Raw genomic sequence first — 21,941 nt, forward strand, 5'->3', positions numbered from 1 at the left:
ATATTTTCAACAGGAATCAATTCATGAAATGGCACCTTGTATTTTCATTTTTACTCTCTATCACTGCTGCGCAAGCTGCAACAACGCATTACCCCGTGACGGTAGACAGCTGTGGGTCTCCTTTAACGATTGAAAAACGTCCAACTCATGCGGTGTTTCACGATATTAATATGACAGAAATGGCCTTTGCGCTGGGGCTGCAAGATGCCATGACGGGTGTCACGGGCATAACGGGATGGTATCAAATGTTACCGGAATTTAAAAAACAGTTAGGTGATATTCCGGAGCTGGCACCGAAAAATCCATCATTAGAGGTGTTGATGGCAGCAAATACTGATTTCTTCTTCGCGGGTTGGAATTATGGAATGAAAGTGGGTGGCGAGGTGACGCCTGAAACATTAGCTCCTTATGGTATTGATACCCTAGTGCTAACGGAAAGCTGTGTTCATATTCATCCGCAGCAGAGGAAGAGTGCCAGTATGGACTTGCTATATGGAGATATTTTGAAACTCGGCGTTATCTTTGACCGTCAAGATAAGGCCAATGCGCTCGTTGACGGCTGGAAGCAACGTATTGCTGCATTGCCTAAGCCAGCGGTTAATAGCAAAGCACCAAAAGTCTTCTTATACGACTCAGGTCAAGACAAACCGTTTACTGCGGGAAGATATGCCATGCCCGATGCTATGATTCAAGCCGCAGGTGGCCTCAATGTTACGCATGATATGGAGGCTAATTGGGCGACAACTTCTTGGGAAAAGGTGGCGCAGGCCAATCCAGATGTTATCATTTTACTTTACTATCAAGGGGTTAGTGATGCGGATGTACTGCAAGCATTTCTTGAACAGCACCCACTGATGAAGTACACCAAAGCCGTTGAAAACAAACGATATATCAAGCTGCGATACGAGCAGTTAACGCCAGGGCCTGCGAATATCGCTGCGGTTGAGACAATGGCGCACGCCTTCTTTGCTCAATAAGTGGTTATAGCGAGTGATGAAAATAAACAGTTACTCACTAATGTGGTTGTTGGGAAGTGTGTTATTAGGCGTGACATTTTTATTGAGCTTGAGGTTCGGCTCAATAACCTTTTCTACGAGGCAGATTTGGCATGACATTCGCGCTATTGGCTCACAAGATATTTCAATGACGAGTCGAATTTTGCTCGATCTGCGTTTACCACGAGCGCTACTTGCCATTGTTGCAGGTATTGGGCTCGCGATTGTGGGGGCATTACTGCAAACGGCTACACGCAATGATTTGGCGGATCCATTTCTATTTGGTTTGTCCTCTGGCGCATCTGCTGGAGCGGTGTTTGTTATCATGCGATTGGGGGATGCTCTTGGGGTTTGGTCTTTGCCGATTGCCGCCTTTAGTGGGGGGCTAGTTTCTGCGGTCGCAGTGGTTATGCTGTTTTCGATGCAAAAAAAGCGCGGAAACGATAACTTAGTTTTATGTGGCCTTGCTATCTCTTTTTTATTTGGTGCTTTGACTAGCTTTCTTATTTATTCGGGCGATCAACGAGCCGCCAGTTCAATTCTATTTTGGACTATGGGTGGACTAGGCCTGGCTCGTTGGGATAATTTGATTTTTCCTTTAATGGGCGTTGCTGTTGTTGTATTGCTATCAATCAAACGCTATAGAGCGCTCGATACCTTGCTTGTTGGTGATCAAACCATTTACTCACTTGGTATGAATGTACATCGTTTACGCAGTGAAATATTCATTTGTTGCGCATTTTGTACTGCTGCGATTGTCGCAATAACTGGTGTAGTTGGGTTTATCGGCTTAATGGTTCCACATTTGATCAGACCCTTTTCGGGGATGACGCACCGACGTTCTCTACCGCTTATCGCACTTTGGGGGGCGGTAATGATGAGTCTTGGTGATGTGCTTAGCCGAACATTATTAGCACCACAAGAATTGCCAGTTGGGATTATTACCGCTGCAGTCGGTGGTTTGTTTGTTTTATATTTGGTTTGGAAGAAAGGTTAGGGATAAAGAAAGAGATAAGGTGCTAGGGCGGTGATCAAGATTCACATCGCCACGCATAGATGGCTGACTCATACGTGAGCCTCGTATCACGATCAAGAAGGATATAAGGCTCACGCAGTTTCGCTATGTTCAGCGGTATATGTTCAGAGGTAATAGTTTAGCGGTAATAGCGCTTTAGAGCGATAAATACGCGAAAGGAATATCTGGGTTAATGGCTTCTAACGTTGCTTGGGTATCAGCCAAGTGGCTGATGGTGCCTTGTGACATCTCAATTAAAGCGGCAGCACAAATGTGTTCGAAAGCCTCTTTTGCCATGCGTAGTTGAATTAGTGCGACTTGCAAGGGGGGAAGGCTTGGATTAAATGCCGCATTTTCAGCATAAGCACCACTAAATTCTCGCCCTGACGTGGTGCGCAATGCTACACCACTTAAGTTATTTGTGTAGGGTGCGTGGCTGCGATTGAGAGCTTGTAAAGCGGTTTGCAGTAAAGGCTCATCAGTCTCAGTGAGTAACCCATGATCTACCTTTGACATCAGACCTGATTCAATGCCGAGATCTCGTGGGCCAAAAGATTCTGGTAAATAATACTGCAACGATTTTCCTTCACGTTCTGGAAGTTGAATAGTCAATGTTTGCGAAGTACTTAACTCATTCATAAATTGTCTGCAATGCCCACACGGACTGTAGTTGACCGTAATGTCGGTAATACCTAGCTCACCTTTCATCCAAGCATGGCTAATGGCGGCTTGTTCTGCATGAATGGTTTGGCCGAGCTGTACCCCAGACCATTCCATATTAGCTCCAAAATAAAGGCGACCACTGACTCCGCGTGCAATCGCACCAACATAAAACTGAGAAATAGGAACATAAGCATAGGCAGCAGCTACAGGCAGCAACGCAACCCTTAATTCAGCATCATTGAGCTGTGAAAGCGCAAGTAGCTGGTTAAATTGTTCGGCTGACAGCGTTGCATCGAACGCTTCACTAAGCACGATTGGTGAGAGATACGCGTTCACGGCAGCGGGCAGTTGTAACAATGCTTGTTCAATACGGCGATTCATAGTTTATCCTTATCCGTTTTTTGAACTTCATTCTAGTCAATTGACCGTTACTTACTGAGATCTACATCACTTATAATTATGTAATGATGTTTAATGTTTCATAATTAGAGTGATGTCACACATGGCGCAATCGCTCTCCTTGAACTGCGAGAGTTAACCATACCCAAACGACTCGATGCAGATAGGCGGCAAGTGAGTGATAAATTTGTTTGGAACAAATTTGAACAGCCGTAGGCTGGCTTTTGCTGAGAGCCACGGATGGCTCTCACTATCCTCATGAACATAGGCAAACGATGTGATTTGGGTGAACGAATGGTGATTGGGCTGAATGAAGGTAGTCAACACCGCTGCAGCTTCAAGTAGGAAGGGGATTCCCATAGATAAGCCACACACTAAATGCAAACAATGTTGGCGCAAGTATGGAGGTAATAATGCCACAAACAACGAGGGCGAGAGAGCTAAAGGCGGCATCTCGCGCATCTTTTTCCGCGCAGGAGGCTGTACCTAATGCATGAGAAACCGTGCCTGTGGTTAAACCTCTGGCTATAGGGTGAGTAATGTTAAGTAAGTTATAAATAGGGTAGGCGACGATAGCACCAAAAAGGCCGACCAGCAGTACAAGAATCGCTGCGATAGCGGGTTCACCTCCTAAGTTTTTCGCAACCTCCATGCCGATCGGTGTGGTGACCGATTTTCCCATTAAAGCTGCGACTAACGATGTGTCTGCTTGCATCGATAAGGCAATAAAGCTGGCGGTCAACATAGACATAATACTACCGACCCCGCAGGCCAACATGATAATACGCCAATTTGAACGAATTTGCGGGAGTTGTTCGTATAAGGGATAGGCTAAGGCAACCACGGCGGGTTGTAGCAGATCGCTGATCCAGTGGTTGTCGGCGTAATAGGTTTCAAAAGGAACCTGAAGGTAGATTAAACTGGGAATCAAAATAGCGATGCAGATTAATAGTGGGTTAGCTAAAGGGGTCTTACACTTTTGTGCTATCCAACGGGCAAAGAAAAAAACGATTAATGTGACAATTAACCACATTATTTCTCTCCTTTTTTAAGTGATCGGTCTAATACAAAACCAAGCGAAACCAATACAATCACGCTGCCTCCAATCGCACTTGCAAGGATCGGCCAAAGGTTATTGATTAAGACATCAAAGTGAACCATTAAACCAACGCTAATCGGAACAAAGAGTAAGATCATGTAGCGGATAAAAAGATGAGCACTGGGCCTTACCCAGTCGACCGGTACTAATCCACTGGCTAATAAGGCAAATAAAATGAGTAAGCCGATGATACTACCGGGAATGGCGATTCCCAACCAATGTTGTAACGTGATCCCAGCCCATAGGCAAAGAAAGATTAACCCCATAGAAACCAAATATTGAGCGGTTAATTTGAGGTAGTGATTGATAGTCTTCATGGTGAATTTCATTATTAATAAAGTGGGTTAGCAAGCGAGCGATTCTACATAGCGATACACGGATTTAAGAATGGCCATTTTTTTCTCATCACTTTGGTGCTCTTGCACTAAGTTTTCTAAATTAAGCATATAGTCTGGTAATCGTGTTTCAAAGTAGTCGCGGCAGTGATCAGCCCAGCGGCGCTGCTCGGTGTCACTGAGTGTCCACGGATAATGGCGGGCGCGATAGCGAAAAAGTAGTGGAGCAATCCGTTGGTCGCTAAACTCAATGTCTAAGCTACCTAGTAATTCCGGGTGACTTGAGCGAATAATCTCCATGGCTGCTTTATCCGTGGGAGAAAAGAACCCATCATATAATTGGCTATCAACATCGGAATTAGCAGGGAATTCTCGTTCAATGGCAAAGAGGGAGACCAATTTTTCTCGAATGTCAGGATGTTGACGAAGTAAGCTGAGGTTCGCTAAGCATTGTTTTCGATCAATGCCAATCACCGCCGCATTATCCGCGGTTAAGGTTTTCGCTGGGGCCAAAATGGGACACTTATTGAGATGAACGAGTTTGATGGGAACCGGTAATTCATCGGCGGCTAATGCTTCTCGTTTTGTATAAAGGCGTTGATGTAATTGCTCAGCGGTTAGCGTCAAAAGTGGTTCTGGATTTTTAGCTAAATCGACCACAATCACGGCGTTTTGGTTGGTTGGATGCCAGGCTATCGGAACCACCCAACTGGTGTATTGGCATTCTCGCCCCAACATGCCAGAAACATGCATTAAGGGGGTCATATTGACAATATCAACCAGATCAATCAGCTTACGCTTATGACGCATTGATAAAAAGTAATCAAATAGCTTAGGTTGTGCGGTTTTGATTTTTTTGGCAAGTTCAATGGTCGCAATCACATCACTCATCGCATCATGTGCATTTTCATGCTCAATGCCATTTTCTTTTGATAAATGTTCTAATTTAAAACTGGTAAACCCCTCTTCATTTTTTGGCCAGTTGATTCCTTCTGGACGTAACGCATGGCATGCCCGCATCACATCCAGTAAATCCCAGCGAGAGTTTCCGTTTTGCCAGCTCCAAGCATAAGGGTCAAAAAAGTTGCGATAACAAGTATAGCGCGTTACCTCATCATCAAAACGGATACTGTTATAACCGAGACTCGTGGTGTTAGGGGTGGCGAGTTCAGCGTAAATGCGAGCCATAAATTCAGGTTCGCTTATGCCTTCAGCCATCGCTTTTTGTGGTGTAATTCCGGTAATTAGCGCCGCTTCTGGGCTCGGTAAATAATCACAGGGTAATTGACAGTAAATCACTAAGGGATCGCCGATAATATTAAAATTCATATCGGTATGTACACCGGCAAACTGACAAGGGCGATCTTTCGCAGGGCTTGTTCCCCAAGTTTCATAATCAAAAAAGAAGAATGTGGGCTGGTGGTGTTGCATGTATGGTTGACCCAGTAACGAAGAGGAGGTGATGAGTATTAGAACATTCCGCTTAAGACATGGCAATGATTGGACTCGCTGACCTACATAAGTTTGGTGAAAAGAAACATAAGTTTGGTCAAAAGAAAACGCCAACCTGAGAGTGAGGTTGGCGGTGAGTATGCGAGACGTTAACGACTTAAGCTTGCTGTTGCTCCACTTGTGGCTCATGAACTTGATTCATTAAGCGGCTGGTTATCGTCCCCGCGGTCATCGAGCCTGAAACGTTCAATGCGGTACGCGCCATATCAATTAAAGGTTCTATCGAAATTAACAGCGCAGCAATCGTGACAGGTAATCCCATTGCTGGTAGTACAATCAGTGCAGCAAAGGTTGCACCACCGCCAATACCTGCGATACCGAAGGAACTGATGGTAATCATCGCAATTAAAGAGAGTACAAAATGGATATCGAGTGGGTTAATCCCCATTGTGGGGGCGACCATCACGGCAAGCATAGCCGGATAAATCCCTGCGCAACCATTTTGACCAATCGTGGCCCCAAACGAGGCAGAAAGGTTAGCGATTGCTGGTGGCACATTTAATTTTGTGATTTGTGCTTCAACATTGAGCGGAATTGTGGCCGCTGAACTCCGCGAAGTAAAAGCGAAGGTTAAAACTGGCCATATTTTTTGGAAGTAAGTTTTCGGGTTGACACCGACAAAAGCAACCAAAATACCATGCACAATAAACATCAAAGCAATGGCGATATAAGATGCGACGATAAAACCGAGCAAATTAAGAATATCGCTGGCGCTAGAGGTAGCGACGACCTTGGCCATCAGTGCAGTAATGCCGTAAGGCGTCAAGGCGATAATCATTTTGACTAACCGCATAACGACAGACTGTAGTGCATCGACAAATTGACGAATAGGTGCGGCAAGTTGTTCTTTTTCAAGCATAACTTTGCGTGCAGCAATACCAACTAATACCCCAAAAATGACCACGGCAATAATCGATGAAGAGCGTGCTTCGGTTAGGTCAGCAAAAGGATTCGTTGGGATAAAGCTCAACAGCATTTGTGGAATAGTTAAATCCGCTACCGTTGCCGCACGAGATTCTAATTGAGTCATGCGAGCGACTTCTCGGCTTCCTTCAGTGAGGCCTGCAGCGGTCAAGCCAAAGGCTTGCGTGACTAGAATACCAATGAGTGCGGCGATGGCGGTGGTAATCAATAAAATTGAAATAGTTAGTCCAGAGATCTTACCCAGTGAACCGCTATTTTCTAATTTCACCACAGCAGAAATCATGGAAACTAAAACTAATGGCATAATCACCATTTTTAATAGTCCGACATAGCCACTACCTACGATAGCAATCCAAGCGAGAACTTGATTGATGATTGGGCTGTTCTCACCAAAGATGAGCTGTAGAGCCAGTCCGAATAAGCTACCAAGCACAAGGCCGAGTAAAACAATTCGAGAAAGGGAATAGGCTTTTTTCTGTTGGCTGAACAGGAACAGCAAAATACCGGCAAACACCGCCAGCATGGCGATAGCTGTAACTGACATAATAAATATCCTTAAAATGGCATCAGAGATTAGAATAAAAAACGCAGGCAGGATAGCGTGTTAACGCTGATAGGCAAAAGACAAAAACAGTATGATTTAGAACAAATGGTTATCTAACTTAGCGCTTTGTTTACATTGGCAACATTGTGAAGGTGAATTATACGTTTTATTGGTATTTCTGCAGCATATGATGCATATCTTGCGAATGTAAAATAGTAATACGTTGATCGGAATAATCAAATAATTGATAAAGCATAGCTTGAGCGACTCGTTCTGCCTCAATGGGAATAAGATTTTTAAGCCGCCCGAATAAGAAAAAACGCCCAATCTGCATAACGCGTTGGAGCCAAATTTCATTTTGTCTGGATTCTTTTCGTTGACCTTTTAGTGGGCCGGGACGCACAAAGGTCACTTGCTCAAATCCTTGTCGTCGAATAGTTTCTTCCATCCGGCCTTTGCATCGTAGGTAATGTGATCGTGAGGTCGGGTTGGCACCATAACTAGACACCACCGCGAGCCTGCTGACACCTAATATCTTCATCGTTTGTGCCACGTGGCAAACTAAATCAAAATCAATTTTTTCTAATGCTTGTGGCGAACCCGCTTGTTTAAGAGTGGTGCCCAGCGCGATCACCCCATGCGTTGGACGAGGTTGGTTTTCATCCCACTCCGTCATGCTTAGGTTGGTATCCACACATTCGATTAATTTGGGATGTGGTTGGTTAGCAGCGCGTCGTGTCAGCGAATAGACTTGTTGGATAGACGGTTGTGCCAGTAATTGTTGCAGGGCACAACCGCCAACTAAACCGGAAGCTCCGGCAATCATGACAATAGGGTTACGAGTCGATGAATGCATTTTTTAGCCACTGAACCAAAATGTTAATGCAAGTGAGGATAGCATGGATTTGATTGAGTGGATGAGGGGGCAGCGCAGATTGTGACAGACAGAGCATAGCATCAATAGGCGATAACGAGTAGACTGCTTTAACTCACTTTTTTATGGGCTTATGGATTAGCAATGTCTTACCTTTTCAAACAGTTAGATCTTTCATTTCAACATCAAATCACTCAGCGTATTGCGCAAAAAACCAAGCCATTGGGATCATTAGGCCAGCTTGAATCCCTGGCTTATCAGCTGGCGTTAATTCAGAGCCAAGGTAAAAAACAAGCGGTTGACACCATCATTCTCAATACTCCGAGCGTGGTTGTTTTTGCTGGTGACCATGGGATTGCCGATGAAGGGGTTAGCATTGCGCCCAGTGCTGTCACTCACCAAATGGTGATGAATTTTCTCTCGAGTGGTGCAGCGATTAACTGTTTTTGTCGAGCGAATGATGTGCAGATAATGGTGGTGGATTGTGGCATTTTGCTACCCATTGAAACCGAACATTCTCACTTGGTGGTACAGCGTTTAGGCGAAAGAACCCAGAATTTTGTTCAGCAAGCTGCCATGACGCCGCAACAAGTTGAGCAAGGTCTAGAATACGGCCAGCAGTTAGTGATGAAGGTGATTCATGCTGGCTCGAACTTGGTTATGTTTGGCGAAATGGGTATTGCTAATACCAGCAGTGCTGCAGCATTGTTGGCCGCGTTATCAGGGCTTCCGAGTGAAACCTGTGTAGGAATGGGGACGGGAATATCACCAGAACAGTTTGAGAAAAAGCAGATGCTTATTGATCAATCCGTATTGCGTTGCCAAGCAGTAATGGGTGATCAAAAACGCGATCCTAAGCAAACTCTAGCTCAGTTGGGGGGATTTGAAATTGTGCAAATGGTTGGTGGCTTTTTAGCTGCCGCTCAGCACAATACCCCAGTCATCGTTGATGGATTCATTGCGACGGTCGCGGCGTATGTTGCCACCTTGCTTAACCCAAGTTGTCGGGATTACATGATTTTTGCTCATCGCTCTCATGAGTCAGGGCATCAAGCAGTATTACAATTGCTTGAGGCGAAACCCTTGCTGGATTTAGGATTGCGGCTTGGGGAAGGAACAGGGGCGGTCTTGGCGGTGCCTCTGCTTCGTGCCGCGGCAGAGTTTTATAATACGATGGCTAGCTTTGAACAAGCCGGAGTGACGGTGTAATGTTTTACCGTATGCAATATCAATGGCATCTGTTTTTATTGGCAGTCAGTTTTTTTTCTCGGTTGCCTATACCGAAATCGCTGCCCTACAGTGCGGTTCGAATGAATCAAGCGGGGCGGTATTTTGCGCTAGTAGGTTTATTACTCGGCGGTTTATGTGCGTTAAGTTATACGGTGTTAAGTGGACTATTTCCGAGTGAAATCAGCTTGTTTTTAACCATGATGCTGAGCTTATTATTGACGGGTGCTTTTCACGAAGATGGGTTAACCGACATGGTCGATGGTATTGGTGGTGGTATGACCACGGAACGTCGACTATTAATCATGAAAGATAGTCGTATTGGAACCTACGGGGCAACGGCATTGATTATGGCATTGTTGGGAAAATATTTATTCCTTTTTACCCTGCTACAACAGATGTCATTAGTTCCCGTCTGGTTACTTGGCTACAGCTTAAGCCGAGCGATAGCGGCGAGCTTTATTTATGATCTACCTTATGTCAGCGAGCCTGATAGCAGTAAAAGTAAGCCGCTAGCCCGCAAACAAAGTCGTAGTGAGTTAGTGATCTTACTGATTACTGGAGCATTGCCTGCATTCTGGTTTAGTATCGAAGTGATGGTTGGCTTGTTTTTACTTGTCGGGCTATTCCGAGTGAGTTTTAAGGCTTGGCTGATTAAACGGCTTGGCGGATTTACTGGCGATTGTTTAGGGGCGGCGCAACAGATTATGGAGTTAGCGATTTATCTATTGTTGATCGCTTATTGGCAGCAAGGTATTCAAGTGTTAGGAAGTGTACCGTGGCTATTCAACTGATCTTAGGTGGAGCAAGAAGTGGCAAGTCTCATTATGCAGAGCAGCAAGCTCAGTTGTGGCTTGCAGAGCATCCATCCTCTCAACTTCATTATGTGGCAACGGCAACCGCCTGTGATTTGGAGATGCAAGCACGTATCGCGCATCATCAGCAGCAACGTGGTCAAGGTTGGCAAGAACATGAAGAACCTCTCGCTCTGGCTCAATTATTCACCCAGTTTAGTGAGCATGATATTGTGCTGGTTGATTGCCTGACTTTATGGCTTAACAATGTTATTTATAATGCTGGACAGGCACTCAACAAGCAACAAATAGAACAGCAAGTCGAACAACTCCAAACCTCGCTTACACAGAGTAAAGCTAAGATTATACTGGTTTCCAATGAGGTCGGGATGGGCATTGTACCACTAGGTGAAGTCTCACGTTTATTTGTCGATTATGCAGGCTGGATGAATCAAGCCATAGCGAAAGTTGCCCAGCGAGTGGTTTTTATCTGTGCCGGGCTACCTTTAATATTAAAGGATGAGTGATGTATTCTATTTATCTTCTTCGTCATGGAAATACGCTTGGGCCAGCTGCATTAAATGGCCGTACCGACGTTGGAGTGGCAGATAAAACACAGCAATTGATGGCTAAACAGCTTGAGTCTTTACCCTTTACAACGGTGGTAACATCACCTTTGCGTCGCTGTGCTGATTTATCGGTACAACTTAAAGCTCTACGGCCAGAGTTGAAGGTGATAATTGAGCCGGCATTTCAAGAACTTGACTTCGGTGAATTTGATGGGCGAACTTTTGATGAGTTATCTCAGCAATGGCCTTTATTAGAAGCATTCTGGCTAGATCCAGCACAGCATATACTGCCTGGTGCCGAGCCGTTATCACAGGCTTATCATCGAGTCAGTCACGCTTGGCAATGGTGGGTGAATCAATGTAATGAGAATTGCTTGATGATTCTGCATGGGGGCACGATACGTTTATTATTGGCGAATATTTTGCAGGTTAATTGGCAAAATCCACGTTGGTATTCTTCATTATCGATTGCCAATCAATCGATCACTCAACTCACGGTTTTCCCTGGTGAGCCACCGCTGGTGAAGGTCAACAATATTGGTGTAGCATTATCCGCGAATAGGCATCATCGCTGAGTTTCAGACATAATTTTTCGCCGTAGAAACGAAGGTAGTGATAGAGTCTTAGCTTAAGTTAGTGATAGAATTCGCGCGGTTGAATTGCTCGTATTAATAATTTATAAATCTATGAATAAATGGCTTTTATCTTGATAAGTGCGATCCTCTCAACATAAATTGGCTGAACATTTCTTTACCATACCGCTGTGTAATAAAGGAGTAGCACATGACGAAGTCCCTCTTTCGCCAATCTTTTCTTTCCGACAGTCTTGATCTTGAACAGCCAGTTTTACGTGGTGCATTGACGCTTGATTCTGGAGTGACAATTAAGTTACATGGGCGCGGTTTAGTTGAAGTTGTGCCTGCGCGGAGCGATGCACAAACGAAACATCTTATTGTTTCTTGTGGGATTCATGGTAATGAAACCGCGCCAATGGAGTTAGTTGATAAACTGTTAGACGATCTGATCAGTGGTTTTCAACCGGTCAACGAACACTGTTTATTTATTCTTGCGCATCCAGAAGCCGCTCAGAGGCAGGCCCGTTTTATTGAAGAGAATTTAAACCGTTTGTTTGATGATAGACCGCACCCTAAAACGCAAGAAAGCGCGCTTGCGGAACGTTTAAAGGCAACGGTAGCTGACTTTTATGCTGGGACAAAGCCAGAGCAGCGCTGGCATTTGGATCTACATTGTGCGATTCGAGGCTCTAAACACTATTCTTTTGCGGTGAGTCCTAAAACTCGCCACCCTGTACGTAGCCGAGCATTGATGGGCTTTATTGAACAAGCACATATTGAAGCGGTGATGCTTTCTAATGCACCATCGAGTACGTTTAGCTGGTTTAGTGCAGATTATTTTGCGGCACAAGCAATGACCATTGAACTAGGTCAAGTGGCTCAATGGGGAGAAAATGATCTTTCTCGCTTGGTGGCTTTTGAGCTTGCGCTGCGTGATCTTGTTGCAAGAGAGCGGCCTGAGCATTTACCTAAAAAGCCGGTCATATACCGTGTGAGTCGAACCATTGTTCGTTTGCATGATGATTTTGATTTTCGGTTTGGCGAAGAGATTGAAAATTTTACTGCCTTTATGCACGGTGAAGTTTTTGGTCACGATGGCGATAAACCGTTGATGGCGAAAAACGAAGGCGAAGCGATCGTTTTCCCTAATCGTTACGTTGCTATTGGTCAGCGAGCGGCTTTGATGGTGTGCAAAGTCGATACCCGTTATGAAGAGGATCAATTAGTTTACGACTAAGCAAATGTCTTGAGCTTGACTCTTGATGACGGTAAGGTTAACCCATTCTCGTCAAAGCCTTTGATCTTTCAATGCAATTTAGTCAGCTCATCCAACAAAAACAGCGTCGTTGGTACCATGCTTTATGGTTGATGCTATGTGCCTTAATATTCAGTAGCGCCGTTTATACGATGGTGGGTGAGGTTTGGATTTGGCCATTGGCTTCCCATACGCCGTTAGAGCAACAGCTCGTTGTTGAGTTAAGATTACCGCGCTTATTGGCTGTTATTTTGATAGGTGGTGCATTAGCGCTATCGGGGGCTACTTTACAAGTTTTACTCGGGAATGTGCTGGCAGAACCGGGCATTCTGGGCATTTCGGGCGGCGCGAGTGTCGCCATGGTTGTGGTACTCTTCTTTTTCCCCTTGCTAGCGACGCCGCCGGTATTCATGGTTGCCGCCGTTATCGGCTGTTTGCTGTTTACTTTATTGCTTGTCATGCTGGCTAAAACTACCCATTTAACGACAACACGTTTGCTCTTGGTTGGGGTTGCGCTTGGCATTTTGTCGGGGGCAGTCGTCACGTGGGCTTTTTATTTTAGTGATAACTTAAGTTTAAGGCAGTTAATGTATTGGTTGATGGGCAGTGTCAGTGGTGTCAGCTGGTATCAGCATAGTTTGTCATTATTTGCATTACCTGTGATGGCATGGTTAATGTTACAAGGACATCAGTTAGATAAACTGATGTTAGGTGAAAGTCATGCCAAGCAGTTAGGTATAGATGTGCTGGCGCTACGCTGGAAACTGATTTTTGCTGTGGCTATGTTAGTGGGAGTCAGTGTTGCGCTTGGCGGTGTGATTGGTTTTGTCGGTTTAGTCGTCCCTCACTTATTACGGTTACTCTTGGGGAGTGAAAATCGGATGCTGCTCCCCCTTGCTGCAATTGGAGGCGCATTATTACTGGTCTTGGCCGATATGCTAGCGCGTATGATACTAGGGGGGGCAGAACTACCGCTCGGGGTCGTCACAACCACACTTGGTGCGCCGATTTTTATCTGGATGCTAATCAAAAACCATGATTCAAATTAATAGCTTACAAGTAGGAATGCGTTTGCTTCCGCTCTCTTTTCAATGTGAAAGAGGAGAGGTCTTACATATAATAGGGCCGAATGGCAGTGGTAAAAGTACTTTACTGGCAGCATTAGCGGGAATGTTAGAAAGCCAAGGAGAAGTGCTATTTGATGATACACCGCTTTCTCAATTCTCTCTTTCTGAGCTTGCATTACAGCGTGCCTATCTGTCACAAAGTGACAAACCGGCTTTTAATTTGGATGTTTTTCAATATCTAGCTTTGTCTCTTCCACAAGGAAAGCACCATCAGGATCCCGAGGTGGTGACGGCATTGAATGAAATCTGCAACTTATTAAATTTAGCTGATAAGCTTCACCGCACCATTCACTGTTTATCCGGTGGAGAGTGGCAGCGCGTTCGTCTGGCTGGGAGCTGTTTACAGATCTGGCCTACGCTCAATGTTAGTGGTCAGCTATTGATTCTCGATGAACCGGGTGCTCCACTGGATATTGCTCAGGAGCAGCTACTCTATGCCCTGATTCAGCGGATAGCGGATCAAGGGGTTACTGTTGTGATGGCAAACCATGATTTGAATCGCTCCCTTCAACATGCTGATAAGGTGTTAATGTTAGATAAAGGCATTATGCATGCCTTCGGCCCTGCTCATGAGGTTTTGACCGAAAATAACCTCACCGATGTTTTTCAAACACAGGTTAAGCGGGTCGAGTGGCAAGGTCGCTACTATCTTCTATTTGATTGAGATTGATGTATTTGACTGAGATTGATGTATTTGACTGAGATTGGTGCATTCAGCCCATTTATTGGGCAGGCGAAGAAATCCATTGCCAATGATTTAAATATATTTCTTTATTTATCAATCTATTATTGATTTTTAGCAATATTGGCATACTAATCGCTTTACTCTTATTGATACATTCTCGTTCTTGTTAGGCTTTTATTGCCATCTCTGCCACCTTGCTCTCGGGGTGGCTTTTTTTATGCAACGATGATGGCGGTTATGACGACCCACGGGGATTGATACACACTTTGCAACATTTTGTAAGATAACTGTGAATTATGACGATTGATCATTTTTTGAATCATGTTCATAATTTATATCGTATTCACAACATTAATCATTATGACAACTTCCGAAAGAAAGCAACGAGAGCGACAAGAAAGGGAACATCTCTTCTTAAAGGCCGCAGGTAAAATGATCGAAAGGTGTGGTTTTTTAAACTTACACATGGCGAAGCTTGCAAAGCAATGTCAGTATGCAACGGGGACCTTGTATCAACATTTTAGTTCAAGAGAGGACTTGCTGGCAGCCATTGTGGCAGAGCAAGTAGCTTGGCGATTAGACGTTTTTGAGTGCATTGCGTCTATGCCGCTAAATAGTCGAGATAAGATGTTAGCACTTACGATTGCGGATCGATTATTTCAGCAGAAAAACCCTCAACATGCTAAGTTAGAACAGTACGTTTTTACCGAAGCGGTTTGGGAAAATGTGTCGCACAATCAACGCCAGAAAATTTTTAGCTGCTGCAAGCCGATCGGCGATGTGGTCAGTCACATTGCGCAAGAGGCATTGAACCGTGGTGAGTTACCCGATCATGGTTATTCAGCGATGGATATATCACTGGCACCTTGGGCCCTATGTCAAGGGCACTACGTTTTAGCCAATGCTCATGGTCTCTTAGAATCATTATCGGTAGCGCCCGATTCTATGCAGTTGTATCGCAATATCACGATGCTATTGAATGGGATGCAATGGCAGCCCTTATTATCATTGGAAGATAAAGTTATTTTAAGCAAAGTTACTGAGTTAAAAGCGGAATTAGAAAAAAAGGCTCTATTTCGTTAGTTTTTATTCTCTCTATTTTTAGGATCAACCAGCAAGGAGTTTTCATGTTAAAACGCATGATCCTGATGTTAATCGTCAGTACGCTGATTTTTGGGGGCATTTTTGCCTACAAAGCTGTCGGCAACCATTTTATGAATCAATTTTTCGATAATATGCCGATTCCTCCAGTCACTGTGACGGCAAGTGAAGTAACAACTGACCAATGGCAACCTTTTGTTAGTGCCATCGGTAGCTTTGCTGCCATTCACAGTACCGAGCTGACGACGGAGGCGAGTGGGATAATTAATGGTATCTATTTTGATAATGGGACGCGTATCAAAAAAGGCACGTTATTGGTGACACTGGATGATTCCGTTGATAAAGCCGAATTAAAACGGCTACAAGCGGTGGAAGATCTCGCTAAGTTAGAACTCACTCGTTACCAGCGTTTGTATCGAGAAAAAAATGTATCCGAGTCAGAATTACGGTTACGTGAAAGTGAAGCCAAGCAAGCGGCTGCGGCAGTAGAAAGCCAGCAAGCACGGATTGCGCAAAAAACGATTCGTGCGCCTTTTGATGGTGTGGCAGGGATTCGCCAAGTCAGCTTAGGACAACTATTATCGCCTGGCAATACGGTGGTTTCATTGCAATCTTTTGCGCCAATCTACCTTAATTTTACCTTACCAGAACAGCAGTTACCCAATATCGAATTAGGGGAAAGTGTTCAAGTTGGTGTTGATTCTGTACCTGAGCAAACCTTTGTGGGACGAATAACAGCTATTGCTCCGTCAATACGAGAAGCAAGCCGGAGTATTGAAGTTCAAGCTACGCTAGAGAACCAAGATTTAGCATTACGCCCTGGGATGTTTGCACGAGTACAACTCAATACTGGGGAGCCTATGACGGTGAGTTTAGTTCCGCAAACAGCGATTCAATTTAACCCTTATGGCAACTCGGTTTTTGTCATTGAGCAGCAAGATGACACGCTTAAGGTTCAACAGCGATTTGTACAAACGGGTGAGCGTCGAGGCGATTTGATCGTGATTGAAAAAGGGCTAGAGGTCGGGGAGCGTATCGTCACTTCTGGTTTATTGAAATTACGTAATGGTGCTCAAATTATTATTAGTGATAATGCTCGAGTTCAGCCAAGTGCTGATGTTGCGCCATCACCCGACAATCAGTAGGAGTCTTCATGCGTTTTACTGATAAGTTTATTCAAAAACCGATCCTGTCTTCGGTGGTGAGTTTATTCATCATTCTTTTGGGCCTACGTGCCATTATGGATATGAATGTCCGCCAATTTCCTGAGATCCAAAATGCGGTGATCAGCGTTAGTACTACTTATGTTGGTGCTGACGCAGACTTAATTCAAGGGTTTATAACCACGCCGTTAGAACGTGAAATTGCTGCTGCCGAAGGGATTGATTACCTCGTTTCCACTTCTGTGGCGGGCAATAGTACCATTGAAGCGTACTTACGGCTCGACTATGATCCGAATGAAGCGTTGACGCAAATTGCCGCGCAGGTGAATAAAGTTCGTTCTGAGCTACCAGAAAATGCTCGTGAGCCGGTTGTTACTTTGCAAGTCGGTGAGAGTGTTGCTGCGATGTACTTATCCTTCTATTCACAAGTGCTGGGGGATAACCAAATCACTGACTACTTAGTCCGAGTGGTCGAGCCGCAATTATCGACATTACCCGGGGTTCAGCGAGCTGAAATTCTTGGGGCACGCACCTTTGCAATGCGTATTTGGTTAGATTCGGTCAAAATGGCGGCATATGGATTGACCGGAAGTGATGTTGCTGCAGCACTAAATAATAATAATGTGCTAGCCGCACTCGGGCGAACCAAAGGTCAAATGGTCGCCATTGACTTGACGGCAGCGACTGATTTACGCGATGCCGAAGGATTTAAAAAATTAGTTGTTGGCAGTGATGGACAAAGTGTTATCCGCTTAGAAGATGTGGCTGATGTTGAACTTGGCGCAGAAAGTTATGAAAGTTCGGTCAGTTTCAATGGGTTAGCGGCAACGTTCATTGGGGTGGAGGTGTCTCCTGACGCAAACGCTTTAGATGTTATTGAATTAGTTCGTCAAGTGTGGGACCGAGATATTATTCCACAGCTCCCACAAGGTTTGTCTGCCTATATCGCTTACGATTCCACTGAGTATATTGAAAATGCGATTGATGAGGTTGTGATCTCCATTGTTTTGGCGCTTGCTATCGTAGTGTTGGTCATTTATGCCTTCCTCGGCTCGATTCGCTCAGTGATTATTCCGGCCGTTGCGATTCCGGTTTCCTTAGTCGGTACCTTTTTCCTCATGTGGTTACTGGGTTTTTCCATTAACCTACTGACATTACTTGCTATGGTACTGGCGATTGGCGTCGTCGTGGACGATGCCATTATTATGCTGGAAAATATCCATCGCCACATTGAAGAAGGGAAGAGTCGTAAAGAAGCGGCCATTCAGGGGGCACGTGAACTTGCGTGGCCAATCATTACGATGTCGACCACGTTGGTGGCGGTATTCTTACCGATAGGTTTTGTCGGAGGCCTAACGGGAGTTTTGTTTGTTGAGTTTGCCTTTACTTTAGCGGCATCGGTCATTTTATCTGGAATTGTTGCTTTAACATTGTCTCCGGTTATGTGTGCCTATATTCTCAAGCCTCACGATACCAATCATGAAAAAGAGAAGTCGTTAGAGCAATGGCTGGATAAACAGTTTGATCGTCTTCACCACGCTTATCAACGCACATTGCATAGTTTGCTTGACACTAAGAGTGTCATACTCACCTTTGGTGCAATTGTGCTTGTTTCTTGTTATTTCTTATTTGTCACCAGCTCCTCGGAATTAGAGCCCGCCGAAGATCAAGGGTTTATCTTTTCGATTTTAGAAAGTGACAGCTACCACACGTTGGATGCGTTGAGTCAAGCAACCGGAGAGCTAAACCAGTTAGTTGATCACGTTGAGGAGATAGAAAATGTCTTTATCATTAATGGGATGGGGGGAACCAATACCGCGATTGCTGGGATCGTCTTAGCCCCGTGGGAAAGAAGGGAACGAGATACTCATACGGTGTTAGAGAAGGATATTCAACCATTCCTTGCTCAACAACCCGCACTCAATAGTTTTGCATTAGTGCCACCTTCATTGCCTTCTCCTGGTGGAGGTACTCCCGTTGAATTTATTATTGGCTCTACTCAGCCTTTTGAAGCGCTACAAGAAGTTGTCCAAGAAATTCTAGGTCGAGCAATGGCCAGTGGGCGGTTTATTTTTGTCGATAGTGATTTAAAAATTAATCGTCCGCGACAAACGGTTGAGGTTGATCGTGAAAAAGCGGCCTTAATGGGCGTTTCCATGCAGCAAATTGCCGCCGATTTAGGCAGTTTATTGTCAGGTGCTGATACCGGACGCTTCTCACTCGATAATCGTTCTTACCGAGTTATTCCACAAATAGAGCGTAAAGAACGTTTGAATCCGGATCAACTGACTAACTATTACACGCGAAATAAACAGGGTGAATTGGTACCACTGTCGGCGTTAGTGACCTTAACGGAATCGGTGCAGCCGCAAGCGCTACGAGGATTTCAACAACTCAATGCAGTAAAAATCTCTGGTGTTCCTCGTCCTGGCGTACCTCTGGGAGAAGCGTTGGGTATCCTCGATAGTATATCTGCTGAAGTGTTACCTGCCGGATTTAGTGTCGATTATGCTGGGCAATCACGACAGTATAAAAGTGAAGGCCAGCAGCTTGTTGTTACCTTCTTTTTTGCTCTGATCGTGATTTTCTTGATTTTAGCAGCGCAGTTTGAATCATTTAAAAACGCCATTATTATCATGGTCACCGTGCCAATGAGCGTGTGTGGGGCATTGATTTTTATCAGTCTAGGGTTCACGAGTATCAATATATATACTCAGGTGGGGCTGTTAACTCTCGTGGGGCTGATTGCTAAACACGGTATTTTGATTGTTGAATTTGCCAATCAGCTGCAGTTGGAAGGTCGAAGTAAGCGAGAGGCGGTCGAACAAGCGACGGCGATTCGTTTGCGACCGATTCTAATGACCACGGCCGCAACAGTACTTGCGATGATTCCGCTGCTTATTGCCACCGGTGCGGGAGCAGGCTCTCGTTATGCCATGGGGCTGGTAATTGCCAGTGGCATGACCATCGGTACTCTATTTACCTTGTTTGTTGTGCCTGCAATGTATCTATTATTGGCAAAAGATATCAATCAGCACGGTGAGCGTTTAGTCGTACAAGACTAACAACGGCTCACTTGAGTCAATACGATGGCCGCTTCATTTTGATGCGGCCATTTTTGTATAATGAGCGAGAGGAGCATCGCTATAAAATCCCAAGCGGTAATCTACCATCTTGTTGGGATATGTTGTGGTTAAAGGCGAAGAGTATGTTTGTAGTTATTGGGTGAGCGAGACGAGATCGGCTGGGCGGTAATAAACCGATTTAAGTACTTTACCTTGGCGAATAGTTTTCCCTTCCATCACCACATCTTCAGCACATTTGGCAATAATATAGTCGCCCTTTGGGACGGCCATCAGTTTAATGCCTTGTTTGGCATAGAATTCAACTGTATCGGCAAATTCTTGTTCATTACGGCAGACTTTGCTCATATTTGAACTATGAACTTCATCCCAACAAGGAAGAAAATTGATGCCACGGTTCGCCGCAACATTGAGCAGTAAATCAATCAGATAACTAATGGCAATATTATCATTTATCTGCGTATGACCAAGGTGGACGAGACGCCCCATTAAGACATAGATGCTATCGACAATAGCATCGGCTTGCTCGACTTTATTATCCGCTTCGGCAAGTTCTGTTAGTTCTTCAATCGCTAACGAGGTATGTAACGTATCGGCTTGTGCATCTAAGCTAGCGGGGTCGGCCACTGGTAGGTCAAACGTACTACGAAATTCATGAATATCGTGATAAAGGTGGTGATAAATCTCTTGAGTCAGCTTAGATAAGTACATGTTCTGATCCATATTATAAAAATAAAAAATACGCTAACGGGCTTGCTTTATGGACGAGAGACATCAGCAAGCATAGTGATGACCTTGAATCGATAAGACAATCCGCTCAATGCTAGATAAAGAGTATTGAGCGGCGTAGGTATGAAAAGGTCATCAGTAGCGCAAGTCGCTGTATCTGCCATTCCTAAGTGGTAACTAGAACACAAAAGAATGGTCGGATAAAAGTTTAGGCGCGTTTGGGGCTGTTTTTTGACCGGTAAAGCTTAGTTAGTTTATAGGTAAAGCTTAGCTAGCTCTGCCGGCTCGATCTCTTTTCCTTCAAGATTCGCATTCCAGTTCGTACCGATGAGAACACCATCTTCGGCTAAAGTGATCAACCAATCTTCAACAAAAATATCGAGCGGAATTTCTAATACTTCAAAATCGGCCCATTCTTCTACATTATGCAATTGTGCATCTTCTTTACTCGACCAGAAAGGCATCACTTCGCTGTCTTCGAATTCGGTTGATTCACAAGAGAGCCAGCCTTCTTCGTTACGTAGCCCCCAAACCAATTGATTTTCTTGCGATTGATTGATGAAAAGATCTAGGTTAGCTTGCACATCTGCCGTTAATTTGCTCATTTTATTCTCTCACTAAGAATGACGCGGCTAGGGTAGCATTTTCAAGGGTCAAATCCCATTAAGTTTTATGCTGATTACCGTTGATATTTTAGCGAAATAGAAAGGGAAAAAGTGCTTTACGCTGCTGATCGGTGAGTTGGGAAACCCGCTCAATATTAATCTCAGGAATCAACTCCGGGTTTGGATAATGCTTGAGGACTTTTTCTAGACTTTCTTCACGAATCAGGTGAAAAATAGGATAAGGCGAACGGTTGGTGAGGTTCTCGTCATCGTTAGGTTGCGTACCGGCAAAACAGTAGTCTGGGTGAAAGGTGGCAACTTGGAAAATACCTTCCCAATCTTGTTGGCGGATCAGTGCTTCAATCCAATCAATGTAAAAGTTGTAGTCCGTAAAATCGGCCAGTAAGTGAGGAACAACTACCAACGTCGTTTCTAACTCTTCGGGGTCTTTGGTATCGAGCTCAAGGAGTTGATCCAAAATATCTTGCAAAAGAGCTTCTTCGCTTTGCGCTTGGCTGACGTGAATTTTGATTTGCTTATTGCGTTGTGGTTTGGCTGCGAAAGGGCAAAGGTTTAGCCCGATCACGACATCGTTCAGCCATTGATTAACTTTTTGAGTGATGGTTTGTTGGTTGGTCGTTGAGTTCATTGGGCTGCGTTTATTATTT

The 21,941-nt window shown here is 44.6% G+C and carries 21 protein-coding genes; 12 read left to right on the plus strand and 9 right to left on the minus strand.

Features of this window, described 5'->3' with window-relative positions:
- Positions 1 to 23 precede the first annotated feature (23 nt).
- Both FKN05_RS02720 and FKN05_RS02725 read left to right on the plus strand, forming a co-directional pair.
- Positions 24 to 977 carry an ABC transporter substrate-binding protein gene (locus FKN05_RS02720; RefSeq protein ID WP_170886858.1) on the plus strand — a complete coding sequence of 318 codons (954 nt, stop codon included), beginning with the start codon at positions 24 to 26 and terminating at the stop codon, positions 975 to 977.
- Positions 978 to 993: 16 nt separating this feature from the next.
- Positions 994 to 1,992 carry a FecCD family ABC transporter permease gene (locus FKN05_RS02725; protein WP_099612538.1) on the plus strand — a complete coding sequence of 333 codons (999 nt, stop codon included), beginning with the start codon at positions 994 to 996 and terminating at the stop codon, positions 1,990 to 1,992.
- A 174-nt stretch (positions 1,993 to 2,166) separates the two neighbouring features.
- Here the strand turns inward: FKN05_RS02725 and cdd are convergent, their stop codons facing one another.
- The 6 genes from cdd to FKN05_RS02755 all read right to left on the minus strand — a co-directional run bounded on the left by cdd (position 2,167) and on the right by FKN05_RS02755 (position 8,342).
- Positions 2,167 to 3,054, minus strand: coding sequence for a cytidine deaminase (gene cdd, locus FKN05_RS02730; RefSeq protein ID WP_099612537.1), 888 nt, complete (start codon positions 3,052 to 3,054; stop codon positions 2,167 to 2,169).
- A 355-nt stretch (positions 3,055 to 3,409) separates the two neighbouring features.
- Positions 3,410 to 4,105 (minus strand): LrgB family protein, encoded by a 696-nt coding sequence (locus FKN05_RS02735; protein WP_099612536.1) that lies wholly within the window; start codon positions 4,103 to 4,105, stop codon positions 3,410 to 3,412.
- Entirely contained in the window at positions 4,105 to 4,488 is a 384-nt protein-coding gene (locus FKN05_RS02740) for a CidA/LrgA family protein (protein ID WP_106426907.1), read from the minus strand. The genes FKN05_RS02735 and FKN05_RS02740 overlap by 1 nt, the downstream gene beginning before the upstream one ends.
- A gap of 27 nt (positions 4,489 to 4,515) precedes the next feature.
- Positions 4,516 to 5,937: an exodeoxyribonuclease I gene (gene sbcB / locus FKN05_RS02745; protein WP_170886859.1), complete on the minus strand. Its 1,422-nt coding sequence runs from the start codon at positions 5,935 to 5,937 to the stop codon at positions 4,516 to 4,518.
- A 178-nt stretch (positions 5,938 to 6,115) separates the two neighbouring features.
- Positions 6,116 to 7,486: an L-cystine transporter gene (locus FKN05_RS02750; protein ID WP_099612534.1), complete on the minus strand. Its 1,371-nt coding sequence runs from the start codon at positions 7,484 to 7,486 to the stop codon at positions 6,116 to 6,118.
- A gap of 166 nt (positions 7,487 to 7,652) precedes the next feature.
- The gene (locus FKN05_RS02755) at positions 7,653 to 8,342 is read right to left on the minus strand and encodes an NAD(P)H-binding protein (protein WP_170886860.1); all 690 of its coding nucleotides are present in this window, start codon (positions 8,340 to 8,342) and stop codon (positions 7,653 to 7,655) included.
- Positions 8,343 to 8,504: 162 nt separating this feature from the next.
- Between FKN05_RS02755 and cobT the strand changes: the two genes are divergently transcribed.
- From cobT to FKN05_RS02805, 10 genes are all read left to right on the plus strand, one after another.
- Positions 8,505 to 9,569 (plus strand): nicotinate-nucleotide--dimethylbenzimidazole phosphoribosyltransferase, encoded by a 1,065-nt coding sequence (gene cobT / locus FKN05_RS02760; RefSeq protein ID WP_170886861.1) that lies wholly within the window; start codon positions 8,505 to 8,507, stop codon positions 9,567 to 9,569.
- Positions 9,569 to 10,381, plus strand: coding sequence for an adenosylcobinamide-GDP ribazoletransferase (locus tag FKN05_RS02765; RefSeq protein WP_099612531.1), 813 nt, complete (start codon positions 9,569 to 9,571; stop codon positions 10,379 to 10,381). The genes cobT and FKN05_RS02765 overlap by 1 nt, the downstream gene beginning before the upstream one ends.
- A complete protein-coding gene (gene cobU, locus FKN05_RS02770; RefSeq protein WP_099612530.1) occupies positions 10,366 to 10,908 on the plus strand; it encodes a bifunctional adenosylcobinamide kinase/adenosylcobinamide-phosphate guanylyltransferase in 543 nt (180 codons plus the stop codon). Before FKN05_RS02765 ends, cobU begins: the two co-directional genes overlap by 16 nt.
- A complete protein-coding gene (locus FKN05_RS02775) occupies positions 10,908 to 11,525 on the plus strand; it encodes a histidine phosphatase family protein (RefSeq protein WP_170886862.1) in 618 nt (205 codons plus the stop codon). The genes cobU and FKN05_RS02775 overlap by 1 nt, the downstream gene beginning before the upstream one ends.
- Positions 11,526 to 11,733: 208 nt before the next feature.
- Positions 11,734 to 12,762 carry a succinylglutamate desuccinylase gene (locus FKN05_RS02780; protein ID WP_170886863.1) on the plus strand — a complete coding sequence of 343 codons (1,029 nt, stop codon included), beginning with the start codon at positions 11,734 to 11,736 and terminating at the stop codon, positions 12,760 to 12,762.
- 71 nt (positions 12,763 to 12,833) lie between these two features.
- Positions 12,834 to 13,829 (plus strand): vitamin B12 ABC transporter permease BtuC, encoded by a 996-nt coding sequence (btuC, locus tag FKN05_RS02785; protein WP_099612527.1) that lies wholly within the window; start codon positions 12,834 to 12,836, stop codon positions 13,827 to 13,829.
- A complete protein-coding gene (gene btuD / locus FKN05_RS02790; RefSeq protein WP_170886864.1) occupies positions 13,816 to 14,571 on the plus strand; it encodes a vitamin B12 ABC transporter ATP-binding protein BtuD in 756 nt (251 codons plus the stop codon). Before btuC ends, btuD begins: the two co-directional genes overlap by 14 nt.
- A 381-nt stretch (positions 14,572 to 14,952) precedes the next feature.
- A complete protein-coding gene (locus FKN05_RS02795; protein ID WP_099612665.1) occupies positions 14,953 to 15,675 on the plus strand; it encodes a TetR/AcrR family transcriptional regulator in 723 nt (240 codons plus the stop codon).
- Positions 15,676 to 15,719: 44 nt separating this feature from the next.
- On the plus strand, positions 15,720 to 16,838 hold the full coding sequence (locus FKN05_RS02800; RefSeq protein ID WP_161427425.1) for an efflux RND transporter periplasmic adaptor subunit: 1,119 nt from the start codon (positions 15,720 to 15,722) through the stop codon (positions 16,836 to 16,838).
- Between the two features lie 8 nt (positions 16,839 to 16,846).
- Positions 16,847 to 19,921: an efflux RND transporter permease subunit gene (locus FKN05_RS02805; protein WP_170886865.1), complete on the plus strand. Its 3,075-nt coding sequence runs from the start codon at positions 16,847 to 16,849 to the stop codon at positions 19,919 to 19,921.
- 153 nt (positions 19,922 to 20,074) lie between these two features.
- Here the strand turns inward: FKN05_RS02805 and FKN05_RS02810 are convergent, their stop codons facing one another.
- From FKN05_RS02810 to FKN05_RS02820, 3 genes are all read right to left on the minus strand, one after another.
- Complete coding sequence (locus FKN05_RS02810; protein ID WP_099612526.1) at positions 20,075 to 20,650, minus strand: nucleoside triphosphate pyrophosphohydrolase family protein; 576 nt, start codon at positions 20,648 to 20,650, stop codon at positions 20,075 to 20,077.
- Positions 20,651 to 20,922: 272 nt separating this feature from the next.
- Positions 20,923 to 21,273 carry a DUF2750 domain-containing protein gene (locus FKN05_RS02815; RefSeq protein WP_099612525.1) on the minus strand — a complete coding sequence of 117 codons (351 nt, stop codon included), beginning with the start codon at positions 21,271 to 21,273 and terminating at the stop codon, positions 20,923 to 20,925.
- Between the two features lie 88 nt (positions 21,274 to 21,361).
- The gene (locus tag FKN05_RS02820; RefSeq protein ID WP_161427423.1) at positions 21,362 to 21,922 is read right to left on the minus strand and encodes a DUF1415 domain-containing protein; all 561 of its coding nucleotides are present in this window, start codon (positions 21,920 to 21,922) and stop codon (positions 21,362 to 21,364) included.
- Between the last annotated feature and the right edge of the window lie 19 nt (positions 21,923 to 21,941).

Source organism: Vibrio sp. 1-1(7) (assembly GCF_013048485.1).
Taxonomy (GTDB): Bacteria; Pseudomonadota; Gammaproteobacteria; order Enterobacterales; family Vibrionaceae; genus Vibrio; species Vibrio fujianensis.

What these genes read in the sequence shown, in the direction of transcription:
- FKN05_RS02800 (WP_161427425.1), top strand. Translation starts at nt 15,720, where the DNA reads ATGTTAAAACGCATGATCCTGATGTTAATCGTCAGTACGCTGATTTTT.
- FKN05_RS02765 (WP_099612531.1), top strand. Translation starts at nt 9,569, where the DNA reads ATGTTTTACCGTATGCAATATCAATGGCATCTGTTTTTATTGGCAGTC.
- cobT (WP_170886861.1), top strand. Translation starts at nt 8,505, where the DNA reads ATGTCTTACCTTTTCAAACAGTTAGATCTTTCATTTCAACATCAAATC.
- sbcB (WP_170886859.1), bottom strand. Translation starts at nt 5,937, where the DNA reads ATGCAACACCACCAGCCCACATTCTTCTTTTTTGATTATGAAACTTGG.
- btuC (WP_099612527.1), top strand. Translation starts at nt 12,834, where the DNA reads ATGCAATTTAGTCAGCTCATCCAACAAAAACAGCGTCGTTGGTACCAT.
- FKN05_RS02720 (WP_170886858.1), top strand. Translation starts at nt 24, where the DNA reads ATGAAATGGCACCTTGTATTTTCATTTTTACTCTCTATCACTGCTGCG.
- btuD (WP_170886864.1), top strand. Translation starts at nt 13,816, where the DNA reads ATGATTCAAATTAATAGCTTACAAGTAGGAATGCGTTTGCTTCCGCTC.
- FKN05_RS02795 (WP_099612665.1), top strand. Translation starts at nt 14,953, where the DNA reads ATGACAACTTCCGAAAGAAAGCAACGAGAGCGACAAGAAAGGGAACAT.
- FKN05_RS02805 (WP_170886865.1), top strand. Translation starts at nt 16,847, where the DNA reads ATGCGTTTTACTGATAAGTTTATTCAAAAACCGATCCTGTCTTCGGTG.
- FKN05_RS02725 (WP_099612538.1), top strand. Translation starts at nt 994, where the DNA reads ATGAAAATAAACAGTTACTCACTAATGTGGTTGTTGGGAAGTGTGTTA.
- FKN05_RS02820 (WP_161427423.1), bottom strand. Translation starts at nt 21,922, where the DNA reads ATGAACTCAACGACCAACCAACAAACCATCACTCAAAAAGTTAATCAA.
- FKN05_RS02735 (WP_099612536.1), bottom strand. Translation starts at nt 4,105, where the DNA reads ATGTGGTTAATTGTCACATTAATCGTTTTTTTCTTTGCCCGTTGGATA.
- FKN05_RS02755 (WP_170886860.1), bottom strand. Translation starts at nt 8,342, where the DNA reads ATGCATTCATCGACTCGTAACCCTATTGTCATGATTGCCGGAGCTTCC.
- FKN05_RS02740 (WP_106426907.1), bottom strand. Translation starts at nt 4,488, where the DNA reads ATGAAGACTATCAATCACTACCTCAAATTAACCGCTCAATATTTGGTT.
- FKN05_RS02750 (WP_099612534.1), bottom strand. Translation starts at nt 7,486, where the DNA reads ATGTCAGTTACAGCTATCGCCATGCTGGCGGTGTTTGCCGGTATTTTG.
- FKN05_RS02780 (WP_170886863.1), top strand. Translation starts at nt 11,734, where the DNA reads ATGACGAAGTCCCTCTTTCGCCAATCTTTTCTTTCCGACAGTCTTGAT.
- FKN05_RS02810 (WP_099612526.1), bottom strand. Translation starts at nt 20,650, where the DNA reads ATGTACTTATCTAAGCTGACTCAAGAGATTTATCACCACCTTTATCAC.
- cdd (WP_099612537.1), bottom strand. Translation starts at nt 3,054, where the DNA reads ATGAATCGCCGTATTGAACAAGCATTGTTACAACTGCCCGCTGCCGTG.
- FKN05_RS02815 (WP_099612525.1), bottom strand. Translation starts at nt 21,273, where the DNA reads ATGAGCAAATTAACGGCAGATGTGCAAGCTAACCTAGATCTTTTCATC.
- FKN05_RS02775 (WP_170886862.1), top strand. Translation starts at nt 10,908, where the DNA reads ATGTATTCTATTTATCTTCTTCGTCATGGAAATACGCTTGGGCCAGCT.